The sequence below is a fragment of the Acinetobacter sp. YH12068_T genome (genome assembly GCF_024606005.1).
In the GTDB taxonomy this organism is placed as follows: domain Bacteria; phylum Pseudomonadota; class Gammaproteobacteria; order Pseudomonadales; family Moraxellaceae; genus Acinetobacter; species Acinetobacter amyesii.
This window is the reverse complement of the sequence record NZ_CP094555.1, coordinates 2488881-2512408: the sequence shown is the minus strand read 5'-3', so window position 1 is coordinate 2512408 and position 23528 is coordinate 2488881. Positions and strand designations below refer to the sequence as shown.

Here is a 23528-nt window from a genome sequence, read left to right as displayed (position 1 = left end):
GCATACGGCGTTGATTGGAAAAAATTAAAGGTCCGAGCGCGCCCGTTTAAGTGCAGATTGCCACTGAGCCAAATGAAATTCACGTTGATCAGCATTCATTTTTGGTTCAAAAGCACGTTCTAATTGCCATGATGCGGCAATTTCATCAAGATTTGAAAACACACCCGCTTTGAGTCCGGCCATCGCGGCAGCACCCCATGCAGTTGATTCTAAAAGTTTAGGACGCAGTACAGGCACATTTAAGATATCGGCCTGAAATTGCATCAGCATATCATTGCTACTGGCACCGCCATCGACCCGGAGTTCTTTAAGTGGACTAGACAGGTCTGACTGCATGGCGGTCAATACATCCGACACTTGAAAGGCAATGGCCTCTAAGGCGGCACGAGCTATGTGGGATTTATTGGTACCTCGTGACATTCCACAGAGGAGGGCGCGGGCATCACTATCCCAATGTGGAGCGCCTAGCCCAGTAAAGGCAGGAACCAGAACCACGCCATCGGTGTGTTCAACTTGGCACGCAAGTTTTTCAACATCACTGCTTTTTTGAATAATCCCTAAACCGTCTCTTAGCCATTGCACGATAGCGCCAGCCATAAATACACTGCCTTCAAGTGCATAATGGGTTTGACCTTGAGCTTGCCATGCAAGGGTCGAGAGTAATTTATTGTGGCTATATTGAACTTCGGTGCCAGTGTTAAAGAGCATGAAACAGCCTGTACCATAGGTGTTTTTTGCTGTTCCTGCTTCAAAGCATGACTGTCCAAATAGCGCAGATTGCTGGTCACCTAAGATGCCGGTAATGGGAATGTTTGCGCCAAGTAAACCTGTAGCGGTATCTGCAATATATTCATCTGAACTGATGATTTTAGGAAGGACCGACAGGGGAATATCGAATAATTCTAAGAGTTCTTCATCCCAAGCTTGTTGCTGTAAGTTCATCAGCATGGTTCGTGAGGCATTGCTGGCTTCAATCACATGCTCTGCACCTTGCGTCAGGTTCCACACCAACCAACTGTCAATCGTACCGAAAGCCACATGACCTTGCTCTGCGAGTTCACGTAGACCTTGTGTGTGTTCTAATAACCAGACCAATTTGCCAGCACTAAAATAGGGATCGATACGTAAACCGGTCTTTTTGTGAATGAGGTCATTGAGGTTTTGTTGGGTCAGTTGTCCACACCACTCGGTTGCACGGCGGTCTTGCCAAACAATTGCAGGAGCAAGCGGTTGACCTGTGCGTTTATCCCAAACAACAGTGGTTTCACGCTGATTGGTCAGACCAATGGCTTTAATATCTTTTGCGAGGATGCGAGCAGAGGCGAGCGCTTGTTGTACGACGGCAATTTGGGTACTCCAAATTTCTTGAGCATCTTGCTCCACCCAACCCGAATGCGGGGTTTGAATATGGGTTTCCCGTTGAGCTGTAGCTTGAACCTGTCCATGTTCGTTAAAAATGATCGCACGACTTGAAGTCGTTCCTTGATCGAGTGCCAATAAATAGCTCATATATTTTTCTTTTGCGGTCTTGAAAAATAAAATATTAACGCAATTATGTAATTAAGCGCAGATCAATGTGTAATTGTTTCGAAATTGCATCGCAATTTTTTGAAGTTATGCTATGATGACGCTACTTTGGGGATGTTTCTGGCTTCGACGCTGGTGATGAAACTCATAGATGCATGTCGAGAGCGCATTTTCTCTCGTAAATCAAATTTGCATATTTTAGTCGCAAACGACGAAACTTACGCTCTAGCTGCCTAAGGGCAGCTTGTCCGCATCCCTGAATACTTGTGGTTAGGGGTCCCGACTGAAGCGAACGCACACAAGTCCGTATAAGATCAAGCCTTGGGGTCTTATACTAAATCTTAAAGGATCGCGATTTGTACCCTGTTCGTCGGGTCACAAAGAGCTAAATCAATAGACGATATCTAAGCATGTAGTATTCTCGAGCGTAGTGCTGGCGGACGCGGGTTCAACTCCCGCCATCTCCACCAAAATTCAATTCAGAGATGTTCGACTGAATGTGAAAAAGCCCTTAAATTCAATGTTTAAGGGCTTTTTTATTGGCTATATTGTCCGATCCTGTCCTAAGCTGTGTGACCCAATTTTTGCCTTCTGCGGGTAATTATTGGGAAAATTTACCCAATTATTTTTAGTCTAGATAAAGGGTATATACAGATGAAACTCACGGATACTGAATGCAGAAAAGCACAGCCCCAAGATAAGCGTTATCGTCTTTCAGATGAAAATGGTTTGTCATTATTGGTGACACCTGCAGGGCAAAAATATTGGAATGTGCGCTATACCGTTCATGGTGAGCGTAAGTCAGAATCACTTGGTCTATATCCAGACATGAGTTTAAAGAAAGCGAGAGAGCTTGCCCTTGAGCTGAAATACAAGCATTCCAAATCAGTCTTATACGAAGACATCAAGCCATTTTTTAAAGAGGTGGCAGAAGATTGGTTTGAGAATCAAAGAGAAACTTGGTCAGCAAAGCATATCAGTAATGTACGCGCATCTTTAGATGAGCTTTACATTGCTCTCGCAAATAAACGAATCAATCAGATTCAGGCACCTGAGATTTTGCAGGTTATTAAAAAAATTGAAGCTAGAGGTTCGACTGAAGTAGCTAAACGTACGCTATCTCGATGCGGTATGGTGATGAAATATGCCATAGCCCACGGCTATCGATATGACAATCCAGCTAGTGATTTGGTTTATGCGCTTAAGAATAAGAAAGTGAAAAATTTGGCTTCATTATCTGAAAGTGAAATGCCTGAATTTCTTAGAAGGATTAAAGCCTATCCAGCAGATGCTCAGACTCACCATGCAATCATTCTGGTTATGTTGACTGGCGTTCGAGTAAGTGAGTTGTTGCAAGCACGTTGGGAAGAATTTGATCTTGAAGAACGTAAGTGGGATATCCCTGCTGAGCGTATGAAGAATGGTTTACCCCATCGTGTACCCTTAACAAATATGATGATTGATGAGCTTCAGGCACTACGTTTGACTCACAACCAAGATCTATTATTCCCACATCGTTTAAACAATAAAGAACCTATGCGTAGTGAAACAATTTTAGCTGTAATTAAGCGTTCTGGCTATTCAGGTAGAATGACAACCCATGGTTTTAGATCGCTATTTAGTACAGTACTGAATGAGTCAAATTTGTTTAATTCAGATGCAATTGAGCGTCAGCTTGCGCATGTGCCACAGAACCGTATTCGTTCTGCATATAACCGAGCACAGTATTGGGATGAGCGTGTAAAGATTATGGAGTGGTATGGGACAAAAGTGAGTGCTTGGTTAAAATAAATCACAAGGAGAAAAATCTAGATCAAATTTAATCTGACAGACACAATAAAAAACGGGTAACTGTCAGATTAGGTTTGAGCTAATACAGCTAAGTGTAATTTAGTGCCCATTAAAATAAGAATGTAACTAACAAGAATATATAAAAGCGCTAGTTTCTACTACTTTTCAATCTAAGTAGGTTCTTAAATTATTTCTTATTTCAAATTTATACTTTTCAACAGTCTCATCATCAATTATAGGTCGGTTAAAATTAACTCCGTTCTTTTGTAAAGTCTCTTTAAAGAAGTCATTTAAAATATATGCTCTGGCTAAGAGGTCGTCTAATGCATCAATGCGAATACGTAAATTTTGTGTATCTTTTAGGGCTTGTGCACATAAGTTTTTATTATTTTCCAATTCATTTTTTAAGTTTTGAACACGAATAGTTGATTGGTCTATTTTTTTAAAGTGTTCATTTTGTAGTTCTTGGTTCTGTTTATTGCTGACTAGATATTCAATGACAATCTCTTCACGATCAAAGTGGTTTTTTTCTTTAAATTTAGATAAAAAATTCGCAGTTTTACGGTCTAGATAATATTGCTTCTTAACTTTGTCTTTGTCTTTGTCTTTTTTCTTAAAAGTGCGGAATTTAGCTTTTAATTTTTCATAGCAGCTTTGCGTGATTTGAACTTGTGTGCCATTCCTCAGCATCCCAAGATTAAAAATTCCTGTCTTAAATTGAGGGTAGTTATTGAAATTTGGAAAGTAGCCTTGCTGGGGATCTTTGATAACTAGACCTATCGGATTTTCCGATTCGTTTTTCAAGAATTCTGCTTTAAGTAGACCATCTTCTAAACACCAATCTTTTAAATAAATTTGAGGACGACCCATATTGGCTCCATTTTTATATCCGATAAATCGATTTTTAATCATTAAGTAAATGATTAAAACGATATTGAATTAATTATGTTAATAAACATTATATATTAAATTAAACTAATTGTTATTTAATTTTTAATAGTTGTTTTTATGAAAAAATCCAAGAATAAGCTAAATAGACAGGGGGAACTAAGATCAATTTCAATACTTATGCTAAGGCAGATGGAAACTACTTTATCTCCAATAGATCGGATAATTTATCTAAGATTATTGGTCTGTTATGGAGGTCGTAAAATTTTAATATCGGATCTGAAGGCTTTGGCTGAAGACGTGAAAGTGAATTGGTTAACATTAAAAAAAACATTGGATGTATTGGTTGAAAAAGGGTTATGCGAACGGGCAGAAGAAAAAGTTATAAAACTGAATAAAGTACTTCTACCGAGACAAGTAGGTTATCAATGGGGGGGAAAACCATCTGACCAGTTGATTGTTGCTTTAGATAAAGCAAAAGATAGTGATCAATCTGCATTAGAGTTAAAAGAGAAAAAATTGGGTAAACAAAGTATAAAAAAAATGAGGTTAAAAAAAACTGCTTCTGAGCTTGTAGCTAGTCATCCACGACATGATTTTTTGGAAGTTTTATTTGGTTTAATGTTTGATGTCAAAATTAGCCATAAGCAAAAAAATGCTAATGAGTTGTTGGAACTCAATTATAAGCAGTGGCTTGTTTTAGTGAACATGGTGCTGTCTAGTGATTCTAATGGGATCATTTTTGATGTCGGAACTTATGAATTATCTAAATGGACTGGAATGAGCCGTAATGCATTGCAAAGAGCAATTGCTGATTTATTTGACATGGGGATTCTTCGCTCCAAACTAGATGGAACATTGAATAATAATTTACTTAATTCTGTTGCTCCGGTGTATTGCTTAAATCTCTCAGCCTCCATTTGGAGTAAAAAGAGGATATTTGGACATTATTACTTTTTGAAATTACCCAATGAATATACATCTGTCGTAGAGCAAGCTTTTAATTTTATACAGTATCTGGCTGCATTTGATCAAGCAAACAAAGCATCACACCCTTGCGATAGTGTTGTAAATGAGCTTGCCAAAGTATCCGATGAAACTAATTATCAAATTATTCAAAGCAAACTGAGCTATGAGATTCGAGAAGAATTTAATTTTGTGAGTAAATTCGAAAAGAATTTTGGTCAGTATATACAACTTATGTTACCCAGCTTCCGCATGGGGAAATCATCATTGAACACTGATCAATCGAATGTTACTAGAATTGATTTCTTACTTAACTATTTACTTCAGATAAAAATTTCAAATTTAGATCAAGCACAAGTGTGGGGGAATTCACCAATGCCAAGATCATTACTAGATTGGTTTGATAGGAATTTAACTAAAATTACATTACCTGAAGTTAAATCTCAGCTAACTTCCTGTGAAGAAAACACTCAGGTTATACAAATTCCACTGAAGCAGCTAGTTGAAGAATCAAGAGCAAAAATCTTATACGCCATAAGCCAAACCCTATTACGTAGCGAAATGATGCTTATCATCAAAGATGTGCGCAAGTTAGTAAGTTCAAAAGTATATTTTGATCTTGTGGGATTACCATTACAAAAAGCAAGCCTTTGTGACCGAGTTTATTTTTGTCGATATGGTGATGAAGAGTTAAAGCAAAATACTGAACAAGATGCTTTTCTTATGCTTGAGTTAGAGCGAATTTCAGTTGATCCTGTTGAGTATGCACTTAAAAGCAAAGAGTTGGACCTAAGCTTAGCGGATCAGAAGCTGTATGGACTGTTCAATCCTAAAAAAAATAAAAGCTAATTTCTGCCTTAACTCTCGTAAATAGATATTTGAGTAAAATTGCAAGAATGTTGTGAGAGCGAAAAGTACACTACCTTATATACAGATTAGTTTTGTTCCAGTTGGTTTGTAGACTAAGTCGGTAAATAATATTATTAATTTATGAACTAATTATAAATCTATTTACTTATACAGATCATAGATATCAACAGTGTAGATCACACATACATAATAAATAACTGTAACTCCTTAGTTATGCATCAAACATAACTAAGGAATCTTCAGATGTTGCAATACGATCTCTCTCATCAAGCTGCTGTAATGAATGCAGTGACTAACTTTGTTGATTACTTATTGAATATTGAGCTATGTGATACATCGTTCATTTATCACCTTTGCAAATTGATTCCTGCATTTAAGGTCTTTGATCAAGAGGGTAGAGGTGGTCCCACTTGTTTGAACAACTAAAAGCGTATTTATAAGTGATATTCCGCTCTAGTTAAGCCACCTTGTTTTGTTGGGGTAGCTGATCATAGTAAAACTCATTTGGTGTCATTTTGTCTAGACTCGAATGAGGTCGTTTCAAATTATAAAACTCAAAATATGCACTTAATTGCTTTTTCGCATCTGTGACACTGCTATAAGCTTTGAGATACACCTCTTCATATTTAACGCTCCGCCATAATCGTTCAACCATCACATTATCTACCCATCGACCTTTACCATCCATACTGATTTGAATGCCATTTGATTTCAATACATCAATAAATGCATCACTGGTAAACTGGCTGCCTTGGTCTGTATTAAATATTTCAGGTCGACCATATTTTTCAATCGCTTCATTTAAAGCCGAAATACAAAAATCCACCTCCATACTAATCGATACCCTATGCGCAAGTACCTTGCGGCTATGCCAATCAATCACAGCACATAAATAAACAAAGCCTTTTGCCATAGGGATATACGTTATATCCGTAGACCACACTTGATTACTGCGCTGAATAGCCAACCCTTTGAGCAGATATGGATATTTACGGTGAGCTTGATTAGCCTGGCTTAAATTTGGTTTGCAATATAACGCCTGAATACCCATTTTCTTCATTAAAGTACGTGTATGACGTCGTCCTATATGATGTCCTTGACGATTCAACAAATCACGCATCATACGACTGCCTGCAAAAGGATATTGCATATGTAATTCATCAATACATCGCATCAGCTTCAGATCTGATGCACTCACAGGTTTTGGGCGATAGTAATAACAACCACGGGAGACTTTCAGCAGCTTAGCTTGCTTAGATACTGAAATCTGAAGTGAGTCGTCGATTAACTTTTGTGGTTGAAGCGGCCCAGTTTCTTCAACACACCTTCTAAAAAATCAATTTCTAATGCCTGCTCACCGATTTTTGCATGTAGTTTTTTTAGATCGATGGGTGGTTCTGTTGGAGCTTTTGATTGATCGAAAGCTTGCGAGGAAGCTGAGATCAATTGATTTTTCCAGTCAATAATTTGGTTTTGATGAACATCAAACTCAGCACTCAATTCAGCAAGTGTTTTTTCTGCTTTAATCGCAGCAAGTGCTACCTTAGCTTTAAAATCATTTGAATGATTTCTTCTTGGTCTACGTGCCATAAAATACTCCATATATTGATGTTTATAACATCATTTGAGGAGCAGAATATCACTTATAGGAGTTGTTCAAATTTACGGATCCATCTCTGGTGTTGAATACTGTACTTTGGTTAGCGCGTTTAAAGAAATGGTGCGCTTAGTTGAAGCTGGTCAAGGTGATTTAGGGGTTGAAGAATATCTGACACAGTTACGATATAGAGAAGTATCTAATCTTCGAAATCAGTTGAGACGTCATAGGTCTCTATACCTAGATGAAATTCGAATGTTCGAAGGGCAGGAAACTGATAACCAAAAGAGTTTTCTAGCTTACGTGCAGAGGATTCTTAAAGATCATTATAAAGTCTTGATTGTGCGTGTTGATTTGGGATATTTAAAAGTATCTATGTCAAATATTACGGTGCAGGATTTCTATAACCATATTGAGTCAGTGCGTAATTTATTGAAAGATAAGAATGGCTGTTTTAAGTATCTTTTGGGTTATGGGCTGGCATTAGAGCAGGGTGTTACAAAAGGCTACCATGCACATTTAATGCTGATCTACAACGGTTCTGAGCGTTGTAAGGATTGGTACTTGGCTGATGAAGTGATTCAAAAGTGGCAAAAGATCACTCAAGGTTTAGGTTACGGACTCAATAACAATACCCCTGAAAAGAAAAAACAATACGCTGATCGAGGCTTATTAGGGATAGGCATGATTCATCGCTATCAGTCTTTAGAAGAGCGGAATGCTTTGAATGTTGCCCGTTATCTCACTCAGCCTGAAAAGTTCATGCAGAGGATGTTGATTAAGCCATCGAATAAAAGAACTTTCTTTAAAGGAATTTACCGCGAGCATGGTCGTAAGTACAAGATCAATCATCCAATATCAGCAGAAGTAGGAATTTGGTCTGAACAAGATGTAGATGATTTATTGGATGAGCCAATCGTCATTTAACTGTAAAAAAATATGGAGTGGACAGTTCTATGAAAAATATCACTTTATAGGACTCTCCATGGACATTACCTACATTGAACACCAGACTGCACCACGTTTAGAGCAAGATATACACAACTTCTTTACTCAAGTGCGATTTGGTTCACCCATCCCGCCCATGACTCATGATGAACATATTCAGAAAATCATTGAACAAACGGCTCAAGTATTACTAGAGTACTTTCGAGAGTGGAATGAGCTGATGTTTCATCATCGAGATTCAGATTGCAGTTTCTGGGTGACACAATTCAGAAACGCCTATTTTACCGTCTTACAGCAAATCGATTCGCGTCAGCATTATTTTAATCCAACAGCCAAACATACTGCGAAATGGCTAGCTGAGCATATTTTAAGTAAATTGAAACTGTTATTTGTAACTACTGGTTTCCATGAGACTTTAAATCAAACTAATGAGCAATACGAGAAGAGAGTTAATCATTTACGTGACCTTTATTGTGAAGTCAGCAAATTGAGCGTAGATGCGCCTGATTTAAAATTTTATCTGAGTTATCCAGCAGGTACTGAACTGTTGCTATCAGTCGATCAGGTAATTCAATCATTTAGAGAATTTGAAAAGAAGTTAACATTCCTGCCATGGTTTCGCTCACAAGTGATATTTAGTTATTATCACTTAATTCGCGACACAACTCGAAACTGTTACGTGATTAGATTCTACCTCACCTTTCAAACAGTCTTTTATTCTGATGATATTGACTATTCAATTGATCTTCTAAGACTGTGGCAAGATGTTACGTACGGTATGGGTATTTTATTTGACATTCCAGATGAAGAAGTACAGAAACCACAGGGTAATCCCTTTGGATATAACCCAGATGGGCTTTTGAACTTTCCTGAGCCTAAAAATCCATTGGATGATCTTAGTGACTTACCTGATACGCTGACGAGCGTAAATGAGCAGATGAATAAGATATGTATCACAACACGTGGTTTTAAAATCTTCAATGGCAAGAAACGGTGATTGGGGCTCATCCAAGTCAATGAAAATAGATAGATCCCTGTATTCAATCTAGTGGATAGATGGGACTTTCGATACGTACAGTATTGAACTTAGGCTTATTTACCACTATTTATTCCCATAATTCCTAATTTAACGTAATGGAATGCCAGTTTTCCTTAGCTGATTAAGTTAACCGGTGATCGGTTGGGAAGTATGTAGGATTAGTCACAAGATCAGTGAACGTAGCATGATCACAAATTGAGATAAAACACAAAGCTATGAATGAGATTTTTGCCCCATCAGTTGTAATGCCAGCGCATAAGCAAAATCAGGAGACATTGATTCTGCAATGAAGAATGCTTGAGGTGGGGTAAAGTCTAAGATTAGCTTACTGAACCGTACCGGGTTTGTCGGAGACTTTTTTATTTAAGTTAGGCCACCTGACCTAACGGGTCAATCTTATCATAGTACATTGCTTCGAACTCAAAAGGCGATACATAACCCAGTGCACTGTGTACACGCTTTTTATTGAACCAATCTACCCAGTTTAGTGTCGCAAGTTGTACATCTGCTAAACCTTGCCAATCTGCTTTTAAATATTCAATCACCTCTGTTTTGTATAAGCCATTCACCGTTTCAGCCAAAGCATTATCGTATGAATCACCAGTCGTACCGACTGATGCTCGTAAATTTGCAGCTTCTAAACGATTGGTATAGCGAATAGAAAGATATTGAACACCTCTATCGGAATGATGAATCACATTCTTTGGCATGCCTCGATCGTGCAATGCTTGCTCAAGTGCATCGAGCACCATATCTGTATTCATCCGTGTAGATACTTTCCATCCAACAATTGCTCGTGAGAATACATCAATAATAAAGGCGGTATAGACCCAGCCTGAATGAGTTTGAATATACGTAAAGTCACTCACCCACAGTTGGTCAGGATGATCAGCATTAAAATTACGTTTCACTAAATCATCTGCTCTTTTTTGATCATCTCGGCTACGGGTGGTTTGTTTATTCTTACCACGCCAAACACCTTGTATAGCTAGCTTCTGCATCAATCGAGCAACTGTACAACGTGCGATAACATAACCTTCACGTTTCAATTGTTGCCAGACCTTACGCACACCATATCGACCTGAACTTTCTTTCCAAATTCGTTGAATTTGTTCAGCATGATGCTCATCATGTAGATCTCGTTTCGCTCGATGTTCTGGATTGTCAGCGAGATCTAAAGTTCGGTAATAGGTTGAAGCTGCGATCGGTAAAATCCTACAAATCGCATCAACACCATATCGATCTTTATTGTTATGGATAAAATCCACCATTATTTGTGTGGGCGGTCGAGCTCCGCCTGGGCGAAAAAAGCGGCTGCTTTACGTAGAATCTCATTGGCGCGTTGCAGTTCTTTATTTTCGCGTTCGAGTTGTTTGATACGTTCTTGGTCTGAAAGCTGCTGTACTTTAACTGGATTTTGTTTATCTAAATATTTTTGATACCAAACACGAAGTGTTTCAGGAGTACAACCAATCTTAGGCGCAATTGCTGTGATCGCAGCCCAATTCGATGGATAATCTTTTTCGGATTCAATCAATAATTGAACCGCTCTATCTCTGATTTCAGGGGTGTATTTTACTTTTTTCATCGGGACATTCTCTCAAGAAAAGTGGTCTCCGACAAACCCGGTACGGTTCATACAGTAAAGGGTTTCTTTGCCTGTTTGCTTATCAATGTATCTAAATGAATCCTGCGAGTGTGAATATTCGAGCCCATACAGTGGACCTCCAATACACGTCAAACTCTGCATATACAGATTCCTTTAATAAAGCTAAACACCATTATAATTGAGTATGTTGTCTCATTCATGTTGATATTGAAGCCTCAGTTGAAGTTTAGATGATATTGATTATTCAATAGTCATTCTGAATCAGAAGTATAGCGAAAACACTCAATTGATTATTCTAGTAAAAATACAACGTTGACACTTTAAATCCTGCCAATTATCCTTAACCTGCTGGCCCTCATGGTCAGTCGGTTTTAGCAGACCGCTTTACCCAAAGCACACGAAAAAGTCTCTTTCTTTTTTGTGGGCATCCCTACGTGCCCCCCTCTGCGGCGGAACGGGAGGGGGACATCTTCGGATGTGCTGATCTTTTTGGGTATCAGTCTGCTAACCCCTTTTCGTTTCGCCACCATTATTTAGCAGTAATGTGGTGAAACTTCTTTATACCCAAAGGAGTCCGCCATGCGTACGACATTCTTAAATATTCATTCTCTTTTTTACCCCAGCACTTTCGATGGCGTTGTCTTCGCAAGATAGAACCGCATTTTAAAAATTTAGCAATTGGGGGACGCTCAGTAAAGGCGCTTGTTCCTTTATTGGCCTGCACATCTGAATCATTTTATCGCTGATTTGTAGATCAACTCATTCTACGGAACAGTCACATCAGAAGAAAAGGCAGAACTCCAAGAAGAACATCAAACCGCCATAAGTCCAGCTTTGCGATTTCTGAGAGGCACTTATGGACAATAAAAGAGAATGATGCAAGATGACAACAAAATTAAAGTATCTGTCTTTATGTATTTTATTGATGGGACTGGGCGCCTGCTCTAGTAAAGATCAGCCTGAAAGTGATCCTGCTGTAGAAGAGCAAACAACAGAAAGTAAAGAAGCTTTGCAGAGTGTTACTGAAACATCAGTCGTGATTGTACCGAAAGCTAAAATCAGTCCTGATCAAAGTTGGGAGAAAATAGACAGTGATGTACTGCGAAGTAATTTGATTTACTTTTACCCTGAAAAAATGAATGTGCTCCATTACAAAGAACCGAGCAAGCTTGAGAATGATTTATTCTTCCCCGACAATCATGAATTTGTCAAGAAACAATTACATTTAGATAAGAGTCAGCTTATTGTTATTGGAATGCCGGGGCATAACTTAGACAACAATATGTTAGTCGATTTGAGTAATGATGAATATTTCAAATATGCTAACAATCTCGCCATAAACTATATACGTGCCTTACAAGTACCAAAGGTTAAACCCAAACAGGAATTTGAAAAAACACAGCATTATGAGGAACGAGTTAAGCAAGCTCAGCAAAACTCCCTAAATAATGTAATCGACTATGATGTTGAATTATTGGAAAGAGTGTTGAATTATATTGCTCCTGATATTACTTCAATCGGAAGCGAAAGCGCTTACCAATATGATGCTGATAAAGAGTTAATGACAATTAACTTTAAACAGAAAAGCCGATATGTTTCCTCTGTGGTTAAATCAGAACTAATCATCAAGGTTCCGCCTGATTTAGCAAATTCTCTCGCAGAAAACTTTGGACAACTTAACATCGGCTATGTATTTACACCCAAAAATAACACCTTGAATTTGGATGGGATATTTTTTTATTTAGTACGCTATGGCAATCCTGATCAGCAGAACTATACCTCTAGATTGTATCTCTCACCAATCATTAAGCCGAATACATTTAAGCAAAAAAGTGCGGTCAATGTATTCTGGAAAAACAATGATGCTGTTGAGGAAATTGACACAATACCTTTTAAAAACGTGCTGACATCACCGATATGGAAATTTAAGTTTGGCCTAGAAAACTATTTATCTCCAGAATCATTATTACAAAAATACGTTAAGCCAGAAATTCCTAAAGAACCTGATGAGCTTCAGTATTTGGGTCATGGGTGAAAATGAAAAATTTGTATTTTAGTGTTTTTTAAAAATAAAGAAATTTCAAATACATATTACCCAGATGTAATGGCTTTCTCTTCTCAATGCCAATTGACTGGGAAAGTATATATCTACATTTGAATACACGATTTAGGAAAAATTTATAATGAATAACTTATTTAAAAATCTGAGCTTTGCTGTATTGGCATTTATATCTGTACTGACTTTACAAGGCTGCAGTTCAAGTCTTGATCCTGATACGTTTTCAGTAGAGTTAAATGAAGCGGGTTTGTACTCGTGGAGTACTCCAGTGATTTCCATTCGTTCTAATACAGCTGAACCGATAGAGGTGACGAATGTCATAGTCAATAACGGACAGTGCAGCTTTATCGGTCATGATCGAAGATTTAACTTTCCATTGCATTTTCAGATGGGGCAACTTGCTAGATTAAGAATCACTAAATGCAGTTTTGCCAATGTGGTGCAGGTAGATATTGAAACCACTGAAGGAACTGTAAGTTATAGCTTTAACTAGCCGATCTCATTGGTTAAGACAGCAAAATCAACGAATCAAAAAGCCGAGTCCATGAAGGACTCGGCTTTTTTATGTCTAAACTTTAAGGAAATAAAGATGAATTTAATTATTTGTCCTGCATGTGGCGGTGACCAAACTGAAATGGTCGGCCCTCAACTTTCTACATCCATTGAATTTCAGCAGCCAAGGTCTTTAAAGCCGCCTATTCAAAATCTGATTCAGAACGTTGTGAATTATGCAGCGATGGGTGCATCTAGCGCTCGACTGATTAAGGGGCAGCGTACGATGATTTATGTATTTGGGGCTTTAATCGGTGGGGCAGTTGGCTGTGCAGCCTGCATCTTGAAACACATCCATGAGCAGCATTCCGAAACCCTGATGAAAGATGAATCTCAGTCGCAAGTACATCACCATTGTTTGGAGTGCGGACACTACTTTAACTAGATTTGATGGAATTTAGACGGTAGTTGTTTTTAATCCCCCTAATTTTAATAGTCAGTAATAAAAATTAAAAGGAAATAAGTATATGGCACATTTAATTGAAAAAATGGCTTATGTCGGTGAAACCCCTTGGCACGGTCTTGGCAATCAGCTCGCGCAAAATCAGCCGATTGAAGTCTGGGCGAAACAGGCAGGCATGGATTGGCGTATTGAATCATCAAACGTCAGCTACATGGCACAAAATGAACGTGGGCAAAGCATCATCATGCCTTTCGAGGAACAGCGCGTACTTTACCGCTCGGACACCCATGCACCTCTATCTGTGGTCAGTCAGCGCTATCAGGAAGTCCAGCCTGCTGAGATATTAGAGTTCTACCGTGATTTAACTGAACAATCAGGTTTTGAGCTAGAAACAGCTGGGGTACTCAAAGGCGGAAAAAAATTCTGGGCTTTGGCTAAAACCGGGCAGACAGCAGCACTCAAAGGTAAAGATGTCAGTAATGGCTATATCTTATTGGCTACGGGCTGTGATGGAACATTAGCGACAACTGCACAGTTCACTTCAATCCGTGTGGTGTGCAATAACACCTTAGCGATTGCTCTCAAAGGACAGAACAGCAGTGCAGGTGTGGTCAAAGTCCCGCACAGCACTCGCTTTGATGCCCAAAAGATTAAACAGCAGTTGGGAATTTCTGTCCGAGCATGGGATGAACATATGTATGAAATGAAACAGCTCAGCCAGCGTAAAGTCACTCAAAGTGAGGCAGCAGCTTATTTTGATGCTGTGTTTAACAATACCAGCTTGAGTCCAATGGAACAGGATGAAGGCATTATTCAGTTCTACCGCAATGTCGCTACCCAAGCTAATTCAGCCCCTAAAGCTGAAAACAAGACTGAGCCGAATGGCCGTGCCATGTCTAAAGTCATGACTATGTTTAATGGGCATGGACGTGGGGCAGAACTGAGTTCAGCTAAAGATACCGCTTATGGCTTACTTTGCAGTATCACCGAGTTTGCCGATCATGAACGCCGGGCTATGAGTCAAGATCACCGACTCGATTCAGCATGGTTTGGCGCAGGTGCTGGGTTGAAGCAACGTGGACTCGAACAAGCGCTGCGTATGCTTGCTTAAGCTCAATAATTCTCTTTTTTATAAATTAGCCTAAGTATTACAGCACAAGGCCAAATATTTTTCACCACTTATGAATCAAAGACCTACCTATTAAAGCTGTGTCTTCGGGCACGGCTTTTTTATACCCAAAATTTAAATTAGAGGAATTCATAATGAATCATTTATCAAATCTACCTGCAACATCTGTACAGCCTAAAGTATTCAGTCCCCCTAAACTTTTCAATGCGAAACGTTTTGTGGAGACTAAGAAACTCAGTCAGGCTGAATGGCTGGAAGTGCGCAGGCAGGGCATAGGCAGTAGTGACTGTGCTGCAGCCTGTGGGCTCAACCCTTATATGTCGATGCTGGAACTGTGGATGATCAAGACTGGACGAATCAAGCAATCGATTGAAGATGAAAGCGAAGGCCATGCTCCGCTGTATTGGGGCAAGCGTTTAGAGCCCTTGGTGGCTGAGTATTACAGCATGCATACCAACTATAAAGTCCGCCGCGTCAATGCTGTACTGCAGCATCCTGACCCAGACAAGTCCTTTATGTTAGCCAACTTAGATTATTCTGTAGTGGGTGACGCAGATGTACAGATTCTAGAATGTAAAACCGCAGGGGAATATGGCGCTAAGCTTTGGCGGGATGGTGTGCCTCTATATGTACTGTGTCAGGTCCAGCATCAATTGGCTGTGACCGGAAAGAAGGCAGCCCATATCTGCGTGCTGATCTGCGGACATGAAACCCGCATATTTAAAGTGACCCGTTCAGAATCGGTGATTCAGCATATCGTGAATGCAGAGCGTTACTTCTGGGAGTGCGTGGAAAAGGATACACCGCCTGATGCAGATGATAGTGAATCGGCCGCTAAAGCTTTGCAATTACTGTATCCAGAGCATGTACCGCTAAGTACGACCGATCTCTCGTTAGACGATCAAGCCAACCAACAGTTTGAGCAGCTGATTCAAGCACGCAATCAAATTGAAAAGCACCAAGAGCAATTCGATCTGCTGAAGCACCAGCTGCAGGCCAAGATGCAGGAGGCTGAGCGCGCAACTTTCAAAGCAGGTTCAGTCACCTGGAAAAAGGCCAAAGACTCGATTAGCTTAGATAGCAAAGCACTACTAAAACAGTACCCTGAATATCTGAACCAATTTCCGCAAAGTAAATCTGGTTCAAGACGCTTCAATATTTACCCAGATGATGAATGAGATGAATTCATTCTTCGAGATACATAAGCAAATCAATTTAAGGCCATAACGATCCCATGCCAAACAGCATGGGATTTTTTATGCCGATTTCATTGTTAAAAAGAGAAATATCATGATTAAAGGTTTAGCAATCACACCGCCTATTTTAGGGCGAATCAGCATTGGCCGAATGGTCGAAAAGAACGGAAAGCGTCTGCCTGAAAAGGATGATCAATTCACCATTACCAGTCAAATCCAAAGTAAAGATAGTGGTTGGATCAAACATCCGTTAGATGAACAGCTGCGGGCTAAAGCATCCAATCAAAAACTCCGCTCAATTCCTGTACGGATGATCTTTAATGATCCTGAGCTGAATCTACGTGCAGAGTACAGCTTATTTGACCGTCAAACTGGACGACCCGTTTGTGTGGGTAATGGTGAAACTTGCCAGCGATTGACTAATCAAGGTGTAGAGCAGCATCCATGCCCATCCCCTGATTTATGCTCAATGGCTCAAGGCGGGCACTGTAAGCCTTATGGGCGTTTGCATGTGAACTTGGATGAGTCGGATGAGCTTGGGACCTTCATTTTTAGAACCACAGGCTTTAACAGTATAAGGACCTTGGCCGCACGACTAAGCTACTATCATGCAGCATCGAATGGTTTACTTTCATGCTTGCCATTGCAACTTACACTTCGGGGTAAATCCACGACCCAAAGCTATCGCCAGCCTGTGTATTACGTGGATTTAACTTTGCGTGAAGGAGTTGATTTAAAGCAAGCTATACAGACTGCTAAAGAAATTGATCAACAGAGTAAATCTAGTGGTTTTAATCAGGAAGCTTTAGATCATAAGGCGAGACAGGGTTATGCAAATGCAGTTTTTGAAATGGATTCAGGTGATGGGTTAGACGTCGTTGAAGAGCTTTATCCATCTGAAGAAGGCAGCGAAGATGCTCAACAAAAGAAAACCACAAACCTGAATTTACAGAATGAGTTACAGCGTTCTGTTCAAACTTTGAATTGAAAGATTGTTGAGGTTTAAGCAGATTAAATTTTTACGGAGCTGCGTATCATTTGAGCGAATAACCGCTCGCATGAATGATTAGGAGTAAACTCATGAATGCGTTTGTTGGTCAAACTTTTCAAATGAATCAACTCATCAGTATTAAGCAGGTTGTAGAAATTGTAGGTGTTGCACGTTCTACCATCTATGAAATGATGGATGAAAACTCACCGTATTATGATCCGACATTTCCAAAGAAAGTTAAAATTACCCAAAACCGTATCGGCTGGTCAGCTTATGAGATTCATCAATGGATTGAAGATAAGCTGGCGAGTCGAGAGTAATTGGAGCAATCCATATGAGTTTAAATGAAGAAGTTATTAAAATATTTATTGAAGGGTGGTTGGTTAAATATCATGGTTTTTCAATAATTAATGATAGAGTTGGTAAGGATAAAGAAGGATTAAATCTTTTATTTCAATTAGATGGATCTATTTTGGAGTTAAGGGATGTTTATCAAGAGAAGGTGCTAGTTTCAATTGAAATACCTGAAGATTTAGATGCAAAAGACTGCATAGCTTTTGCAATGAAGTTTTACATTCAGGTTGCAAAATTTTGTGAAAAAGAAAAGCACTAGTGCTTTTCTTTTTTGATTTTTAATCGAAAGGTCTGTTTATTGAATAAAATGTTTAATAGTAGTACTCTCACTGGAGAAATTTCTCCAGTGAATATTTGTTGCAATGAAATCTGATATTTTTAATTTACATTTCTCGGGTCATGAAACCTTTGCACTACGCTATGGTTGGCTAAATAAAGCATATAATAATTTCAGTTTAATCGAAAAAGATATTGAAAAACAAGTTGTTGAGCTTGGTGTTGGTAAGAATATGGTTAACAGTATTAAATACTGGGCTGAAGTTTCAGGGTTGGTTCCGCTCAAAGATTCTGAAAATAGTAAACAAAACTATAAAACTGCAATAAATGAAATTTTTGCAAAATATGATACTTACTTAGAGTTAAATGAATCTACTTGGTTACTACACTATTTTATTCAAAAAAACTTTGCTGATCTAACATTTGCTCGTTGGTATTTTAATTATTGTAATAAACAAGTCTTTGAGAAATCTGAATTACTTAGTGATCTTATATTTTGGCTTGAAACAAACGGTTTAAAGCTACCTTCGGAAGCGACTTTGCAAAAAGATTTAGATTGTTTCATTCTTTGTTACTCAAAAAAACTAAGTAAGAAACAGCTTAATGAAGATGCATTTATTTCGCCATTAAATGAGCTGAATCTAATTTATCAGGTGGATTCTCATAAGTTTAAAGCTGATTTACTTGAGCAAAAAAATCTTTCAGTGGATATATTTTTATATTGCTTAACAGATTTTTGGCAAACACATTTCTCGGAAGCTCCTTCACTAAGTGTAGATATGATTTCGACTTATCCTGGAAGCCCTGGTCGTTTATTTCGTTTGAATAATGCATCAGTCGATTATTTCTTAAATCAATGTGCAGTTATTGACGATCGTTTTAACTGGACTGATACATTAGGAATGCGAAGCTTATCTTGCTTGGATATCAAAAATGTAAATTTAAAAGAACTACTGGCTAATATTTATCGTGAGTATCAGAAATGAATCAAAACTATAAATTAAATCATTATTATGAAATTCACGTAAACCATCTACTTTCGACACGACTTGACAGTGACATATCGAAGGAGTTTTTTGAGCGAGTAATTTTTCATGGAACAGCTTACAACTCATTGAAAACAATAGTTGATTCTTTTTATGAAAACACTCAATCCGCTTTTACTTTGACAGGTGGATATGGTACAGGTAAATCTACTTTAGCAGCAATTTTATCAGGGCTTTTACATCAAAATGATGAAATTAGATTGGCTGCTAGAGCTTTAGTACAAGATTCTGATTTACTTAAGCAAATTGATAAAAATTTCAAGTTGTCTAGTGATAAACCTTGGTTGATTATTAAAGCAGTCGGAGGGGTAACTTCACCTGTTGAGCTGTTTTATAAATCCATCCTAAAAGCACTTCAAGATGCAAATCTTATGGATGTGTTTGAAGGTGACTTATTTTTTTTGCCAGATCAGATAGATAGTGATCATCAATTAATTGAATGGATTGATGAAGTATTTAGAGCATTAGATGGGAGAATTTCAGGTGGTTTATTTATCTTAGATGAGATGGGTAAGCTTTTAGACCATATTGCTAGAAATAATGGTGATCTACATTTATTCCAGGATTTATCTGAGAGAATCAATAGACTTTCTACTAAGGAATGTCCTTTTATCTTTTTAGGGATTTTGCATCAGGCATTTGCTGACTATGCAAGAGGGATGAGCCATCATATCGCTTTAGAATGGACTAAAATTCAAGGTCGTTATGTTGATATCTCATATCGAATTTCATTAGATGAATCGGTTGCACTTGTTTCTAAAACAATAAAAGCAAGAGAAACTCAAATTCCAGAAGCTATTACAGCTGTAAATAATGCCTTAGTAACTAAAGTTGTAGGTTCTATTAAGTCTCGATTGACAGAGAATAGTCCAAAACTGAATGTATATCTGCAAGAGGCATTGCCACTACATCCATTAACTACGGTACTTCTTGGTATTATTTCTAAAAGTAGCTTTAGTCAAAACGAACGTAGTATTTTTAGTTTCCTTTTGTCAGTCGAACCTTTTAGTTTTAGGAAGTTTCTAGAGTCAGAAGTTAATCTAAACTCAACTTACACGATTGTTGATTTATGGGATTACTTAAGTCAAAACTTGCAACACCAAATCCTAAGTTCTAAAGAAGGGCATTTATGGGCAATCGTTGAAGAAACTCTAACTTTACTTAGTAAAAATCTCAGTAAAAAAGAGGGTTTAACTTCTGAAAGTGAAGAGTTATATCCTAACGTAATTAAAGCAATTGCAATGCTTAATATGTTTGGTAAATCTTTAGGGATTTATCCGTCAGTAGATTTAATTGCTCATGCATTACCACTTTCATCAAAAAACCTAGAAATACTCCCTGCATGTTTAAAGAATCTAGAAGATTGGGGAGTAATTACTTATTGGAATCGTACAAAGTCTTATGAAGTTGTTGAGACATCTGAACTCAATATTCAGCAATTGTTACAAGAGAAGTTGGAGGCATTAAGTAATCAACAAAATTATTTTGAGTACATCAACTATAAGGGCAACTCAGTTCTTGCAAAACGCCACTATCATGAAAGGGGTGTAATGCGTTGGATGGATCAGCATTTAGTAAATGATCTTCCTGGGTTGGAACGCCTAGTAAATAAATCTGAATTTATTAAATCAAAAGCTTTTGCGCACTTTGTTTTAATAACAGATCAAGCTCTTAATTCAACTAAACTAATTGAATTATCGAAGCAACATTCTCGTCTTGTTATTGCTAAGTTAGATAAGATCAGTGAGTTATTAAGCTGGTCCAAAGAAATTTATGCTCTAAATGAAATTTTTAGAGAATTGCCAAAGCTGATGCTGGATACCGTTGCGAAAAAAGAATATGAACAACGGCTAAACTATGCATATCAGCAGGTCGATGATCTATTTAGCCAGTCCTTTGAATTAGTGGAATGGTACTGTAAGGGGAGCCTGTTAAAGGGTAAGTCTTTATCCATTATTGTCTCTGATTTGGCTGATGAGCTATATCAATCATGTCCGAAAATTCTAAACGAGTTAGTTGTTCGACATGATGTTTCTAGCTCTGCAGCAGCTGGTCGTAAAAAACTATTAGAAAATATGTTGGAAAATTCGAATCAAGAAAATTTAGGTATCGAAAAATTCCCACCAGAAAAAGCAATTTATTTGTCTTGTATTAAACAATTAGGCTTACATCAGTTTAATGCGGAGAAGATGGAATGGATATTTGATTTTCCTGTCTTAGACGAATCTAATAGAGAGCAAAGTGAAAATTTAGAGCGTGTTTCGAAATTATTTCAACGTGGATATAAAGTTTTCACAGATACAAAGTCTTTAGTTCCTTTAACAGAGCTTTATAAGGTATGGTCAGATACACCATTCGGTATTCCTCATGGTGTATTACCAATATTTGCTTTAACCCTTTTGTTGGCTAAAGAAAAGAGCCTTGCTTTTTATGATAAAGATATAACTCAAGAATTTAAGTTTATTAGTGAAATTGATGATGAGTACATCAATAAACTAGTTAAGAGACCTCATGAGATTGCGGTTAAGTATATTAAAGAACCTGCTGAAAAAAATAGGTTTATAAATCTCCTAGCGAATAGCATTAAAGATATTTTTGAAAAAAATATAGAGGCTACACCTTTAGCTGTAGCACGTTTTCTAGTTTCATACACTGTGAAGCAGTCTAGTTGGACTAAGTTTTCTAAGGATAAAGAATATTTTGATGAGAAGGTGCAGTTATTAAGATCATTCCTTGTTAAGGCAGATGATCCGTACAAATTGCTATTTGAAGATTTGTATGATGTGCTTGAGGTTTCCACAAGATCCGATGATCTAGTTCTTGCAGATCTATCAAATTTACTTGGTAGTTTTATGGGGGCAAAGCCAAATCTATTGAGAAATTTTGAAGGTAGATTGCGTAAAGAGCTCGGCAATATTACACCTGAAATTACTCAAGAAGCAGATGCAGTGAGCAAGTTTGCAGCTGATTGGAAAATGAAAAAGTTTGCGGAACATCTATCTAGAAGTTCGACTGAGTCAACTCAATGGTTGTCAAATTTAATTACATTGCTGGGTCAGATACCAGAAAAAGATTGGACGGATGACAGTCTGAAAAAAGCTTTTGAAGCTCTTCCTGGTTATGTGCAGCGTTTTAAACAGTTGAGCTTTTTTGCTAAAAATGCTGAGAAATCAGAACAAATTTCATCTAATAAGCGATCTTTAGCAGTAATTATTAACACGGATCAAGGTCTTGAAGAATATAACCGAGACGTCATTGTGGATTCGAATATTGAGAATGATTTAAAAAAACTGCAAAAAGAGTTACTTAAAAAGGTGAGTGCTTTTGACCTAAGTGATGATGCTAAAGCAATGGTATTATATGAGTTGCTTAAAGATTATTTACATCCGATTGGTGAGGACAAAGCATGACTCTTGAAAAGCCAGTAAAACATGTCCTAGGGCTTTCTGGTGGTAAGGATAGTGCTGCTCTTGCTGTCTATATGAGAGACCACTACCCTGAGTTAGATATTGAGTATTTTTTTACAGATACTGGTAAAGAATTACCAGAAGTCATGGATTATCTAAATCAATTAGAATCTTACCTAGGTAAACCAATCTTGCGCTTAGGTTCGGATAAAGATTTCGATTATTGGTTGAAGGAATATAATCATTTTCTTCCCTCTGGCCATCAACGCTGGTGTACTGTTCAGATGAAATTAGTACCATTCGAGAAGTGGGTAAAACCATTTCTTGATGAAGGGTACGAAATTATCAGTTATGTTGGGATTCGTGCAGATGAGCCTTGGCGTGAAGGTTATGTGCCAACTCAAAAATTCTTAACGACCAAAATGCCATTTGCTGAAGATGGTCTAGTCAAAGAGGATATTATTAATATTCTTGAAGGGACTGGATTAGGCCTTCCTAAATATTATGAATGGCGTTCTAGAAGTGGATGTACGTTCTGTTTTTATCAAAGAAAGATTGAATGGGTGCGTTTGATGGAACGACATCCTGATAAATTTGAGGAAGCAAAGTCCTACGAAAAAAAGTTGAATGATGATAAATCTACAAATGGTGAAACTTATTATTGGATGGGTAAAAATACACCGTTAACTACACTTGAAGATCCAGATCGTGTGGCGCAAATTAAAGCTGACCATGAGAAAAAGCTTGAGAGATTTAAGAAGAAGCGTCGTCGTAATGCTTTATATGATGATCAATTGATTGAAATGATTGATTTAGATGCATTGTATGATGATATGGAAGGTGGTGGTGCCTGTGTGACTTGTTATAAATAAAGAAAATG

At 38.0% G+C, this 23528-nt stretch carries 20 protein-coding genes, 1 other RNA gene and 1 other annotated feature; of the genes, 17 read left to right on the top strand and 4 right to left on the bottom strand.

The genetic code is table 11. The features are described from left to right. Positions 1-24 precede the first annotated feature (24 nt). On the bottom strand, positions 25-1509 hold the full coding sequence (gene glpK, locus MST18_RS11985; RefSeq protein WP_180010036.1) for a glycerol kinase GlpK: 1485 nt from the start codon (positions 1507-1509) through the stop codon (positions 25-27). Positions 1510-1637: 128 nt separating this feature from the next. Between glpK and ssrA the strand changes: the two genes are divergently transcribed. Beyond that, positions 1638-1997: a transfer-messenger RNA gene (gene ssrA / locus MST18_RS11980) on the top strand. Between the two features lie 184 nt (positions 1998-2181). After that, positions 2182-3318 (top strand): tyrosine-type recombinase/integrase, encoded by a 1137-nt coding sequence (locus MST18_RS11975; RefSeq protein WP_180063889.1) that lies wholly within the window; start codon positions 2182-2184, stop codon positions 3316-3318. A gap of 165 nt (positions 3319-3483) precedes the next feature. Here the strand turns inward: MST18_RS11975 and MST18_RS11970 are convergent, their stop codons facing one another. After that, the gene (locus MST18_RS11970) at positions 3484-4188 is read right to left on the bottom strand and encodes a hypothetical protein (protein ID WP_180063890.1); all 705 of its coding nucleotides are present in this window, start codon (positions 4186-4188) and stop codon (positions 3484-3486) included. A 210-nt stretch (positions 4189-4398) separates the two neighbouring features. On the opposite strand from MST18_RS11970, the gene MST18_RS11965 reads away from it, so the two are divergent. After that, on the top strand, positions 4399-6021 hold the full coding sequence (locus tag MST18_RS11965) for a hypothetical protein (RefSeq protein ID WP_180063891.1): 1623 nt from the start codon (positions 4399-4401) through the stop codon (positions 6019-6021). Positions 6022-6285: 264 nt separating this feature from the next. Continuing rightward, positions 6286-6468 (top strand): hypothetical protein, encoded by a 183-nt coding sequence (locus MST18_RS11960; protein ID WP_180134006.1) that lies wholly within the window; start codon positions 6286-6288, stop codon positions 6466-6468. A gap of 31 nt (positions 6469-6499) precedes the next feature. Here MST18_RS11960 and MST18_RS11955 read toward each other — a convergent pair. Further along, positions 6500-7632, bottom strand: a protein-coding gene (locus MST18_RS11955) for an IS3-like element ISAba14 family transposase (protein ID WP_223155595.1) whose coding sequence is annotated in 2 segments (ribosomal slippage) — positions 6500-7380 and positions 7380-7632 — 1134 coding nt in all. Because the reading frame shifts where the segments join, the coding sequence is not laid out codon by codon here. A gap of 106 nt (positions 7633-7738) precedes the next feature. On the opposite strand from MST18_RS11955, the gene MST18_RS11950 reads away from it, so the two are divergent. Together MST18_RS11950 and MST18_RS11945 are read left to right on the top strand one after the other, a co-directional pair. Beyond that, entirely contained in the window at positions 7739-8566 is an 828-nt protein-coding gene (locus MST18_RS11950; protein WP_257227565.1) for an inovirus Gp2 family protein, read from the top strand. 58 nt (positions 8567-8624) lie between these two features. Further along, positions 8625-9584 carry a hypothetical protein gene (locus MST18_RS11945; RefSeq protein WP_180063892.1) on the top strand — a complete coding sequence of 320 codons (960 nt, stop codon included), beginning with the start codon at positions 8625-8627 and terminating at the stop codon, positions 9582-9584. Positions 9585-9994: 410 nt separating this feature from the next. Here MST18_RS11945 and MST18_RS11940 read toward each other — a convergent pair. After that, positions 9995-11214, bottom strand: a protein-coding gene (locus MST18_RS11940; RefSeq protein WP_180134041.1) for an IS3 family transposase whose coding sequence is annotated in 2 segments (ribosomal slippage) — positions 9995-10938 and positions 10938-11214 — 1221 coding nt in all. Because the reading frame shifts where the segments join, the coding sequence is not laid out codon by codon here. Then, positions 10823-10939, bottom strand: a sequence feature (AL1L pseudoknot). It overlaps the preceding gene by 117 nt. Positions 11215-12118: 904 nt before the next feature. On the opposite strand from MST18_RS11940, the gene MST18_RS11935 reads away from it, so the two are divergent. The 11 genes from MST18_RS11935 (at position 12119) to MST18_RS11885 (ending at position 23520) form a co-directional block, all read left to right on the top strand. After that, the gene (locus tag MST18_RS11935) at positions 12119-13270 is read left to right on the top strand and encodes a hypothetical protein (RefSeq protein WP_180133761.1); all 1152 of its coding nucleotides are present in this window, start codon (positions 12119-12121) and stop codon (positions 13268-13270) included. Positions 13271-13418: 148 nt separating this feature from the next. After that, positions 13419-13787: a hypothetical protein gene (locus tag MST18_RS11930; protein WP_180115494.1), complete on the top strand. Its 369-nt coding sequence runs from the start codon at positions 13419-13421 to the stop codon at positions 13785-13787. Positions 13788-13883: 96 nt separating this feature from the next. After that, on the top strand, positions 13884-14231 hold the full coding sequence (locus MST18_RS11925) for a hypothetical protein (RefSeq protein WP_180133760.1): 348 nt from the start codon (positions 13884-13886) through the stop codon (positions 14229-14231). A gap of 82 nt (positions 14232-14313) precedes the next feature. Beyond that, positions 14314-15360, top strand: a complete 1047-nt coding sequence (locus MST18_RS11920; protein WP_180133759.1) for a DUF932 domain-containing protein — start codon at positions 14314-14316, stop codon at positions 15358-15360. Positions 15361-15512: 152 nt separating this feature from the next. Next, entirely contained in the window at positions 15513-16556 is a 1044-nt protein-coding gene (locus MST18_RS11915) for a YqaJ viral recombinase family protein (protein WP_180063898.1), read from the top strand. Positions 16557-16668: 112 nt separating this feature from the next. Next, positions 16669-17562 carry a hydrolase or metal-binding protein gene (locus MST18_RS11910; RefSeq protein ID WP_180063899.1) on the top strand — a complete coding sequence of 298 codons (894 nt, stop codon included), beginning with the start codon at positions 16669-16671 and terminating at the stop codon, positions 17560-17562. Between the two features lie 92 nt (positions 17563-17654). Further along, the gene (locus tag MST18_RS11905) at positions 17655-17885 is read left to right on the top strand and encodes an AlpA family transcriptional regulator (RefSeq protein WP_180063900.1); all 231 of its coding nucleotides are present in this window, start codon (positions 17655-17657) and stop codon (positions 17883-17885) included. A gap of 14 nt (positions 17886-17899) precedes the next feature. Next, the gene (locus MST18_RS11900) at positions 17900-18178 is read left to right on the top strand and encodes a hypothetical protein (protein WP_180063901.1); all 279 of its coding nucleotides are present in this window, start codon (positions 17900-17902) and stop codon (positions 18176-18178) included. Positions 18179-18281: 103 nt separating this feature from the next. Next, the gene (locus MST18_RS11895; protein ID WP_180063902.1) at positions 18282-19181 is read left to right on the top strand and encodes a DUF4007 family protein; all 900 of its coding nucleotides are present in this window, start codon (positions 18282-18284) and stop codon (positions 19179-19181) included. Further along, positions 19178-22651 carry a hypothetical protein gene (locus tag MST18_RS11890; RefSeq protein ID WP_180063903.1) on the top strand — a complete coding sequence of 1158 codons (3474 nt, stop codon included), beginning with the start codon at positions 19178-19180 and terminating at the stop codon, positions 22649-22651. Before MST18_RS11895 ends, MST18_RS11890 begins: the two co-directional genes overlap by 4 nt. Next, entirely contained in the window at positions 22648-23520 is an 873-nt protein-coding gene (locus MST18_RS11885) for a phosphoadenosine phosphosulfate reductase family protein (protein WP_180063904.1), read from the top strand. Before MST18_RS11890 ends, MST18_RS11885 begins: the two co-directional genes overlap by 4 nt. The last annotated feature ends 8 nt before the right edge of the window (positions 23521-23528 follow it).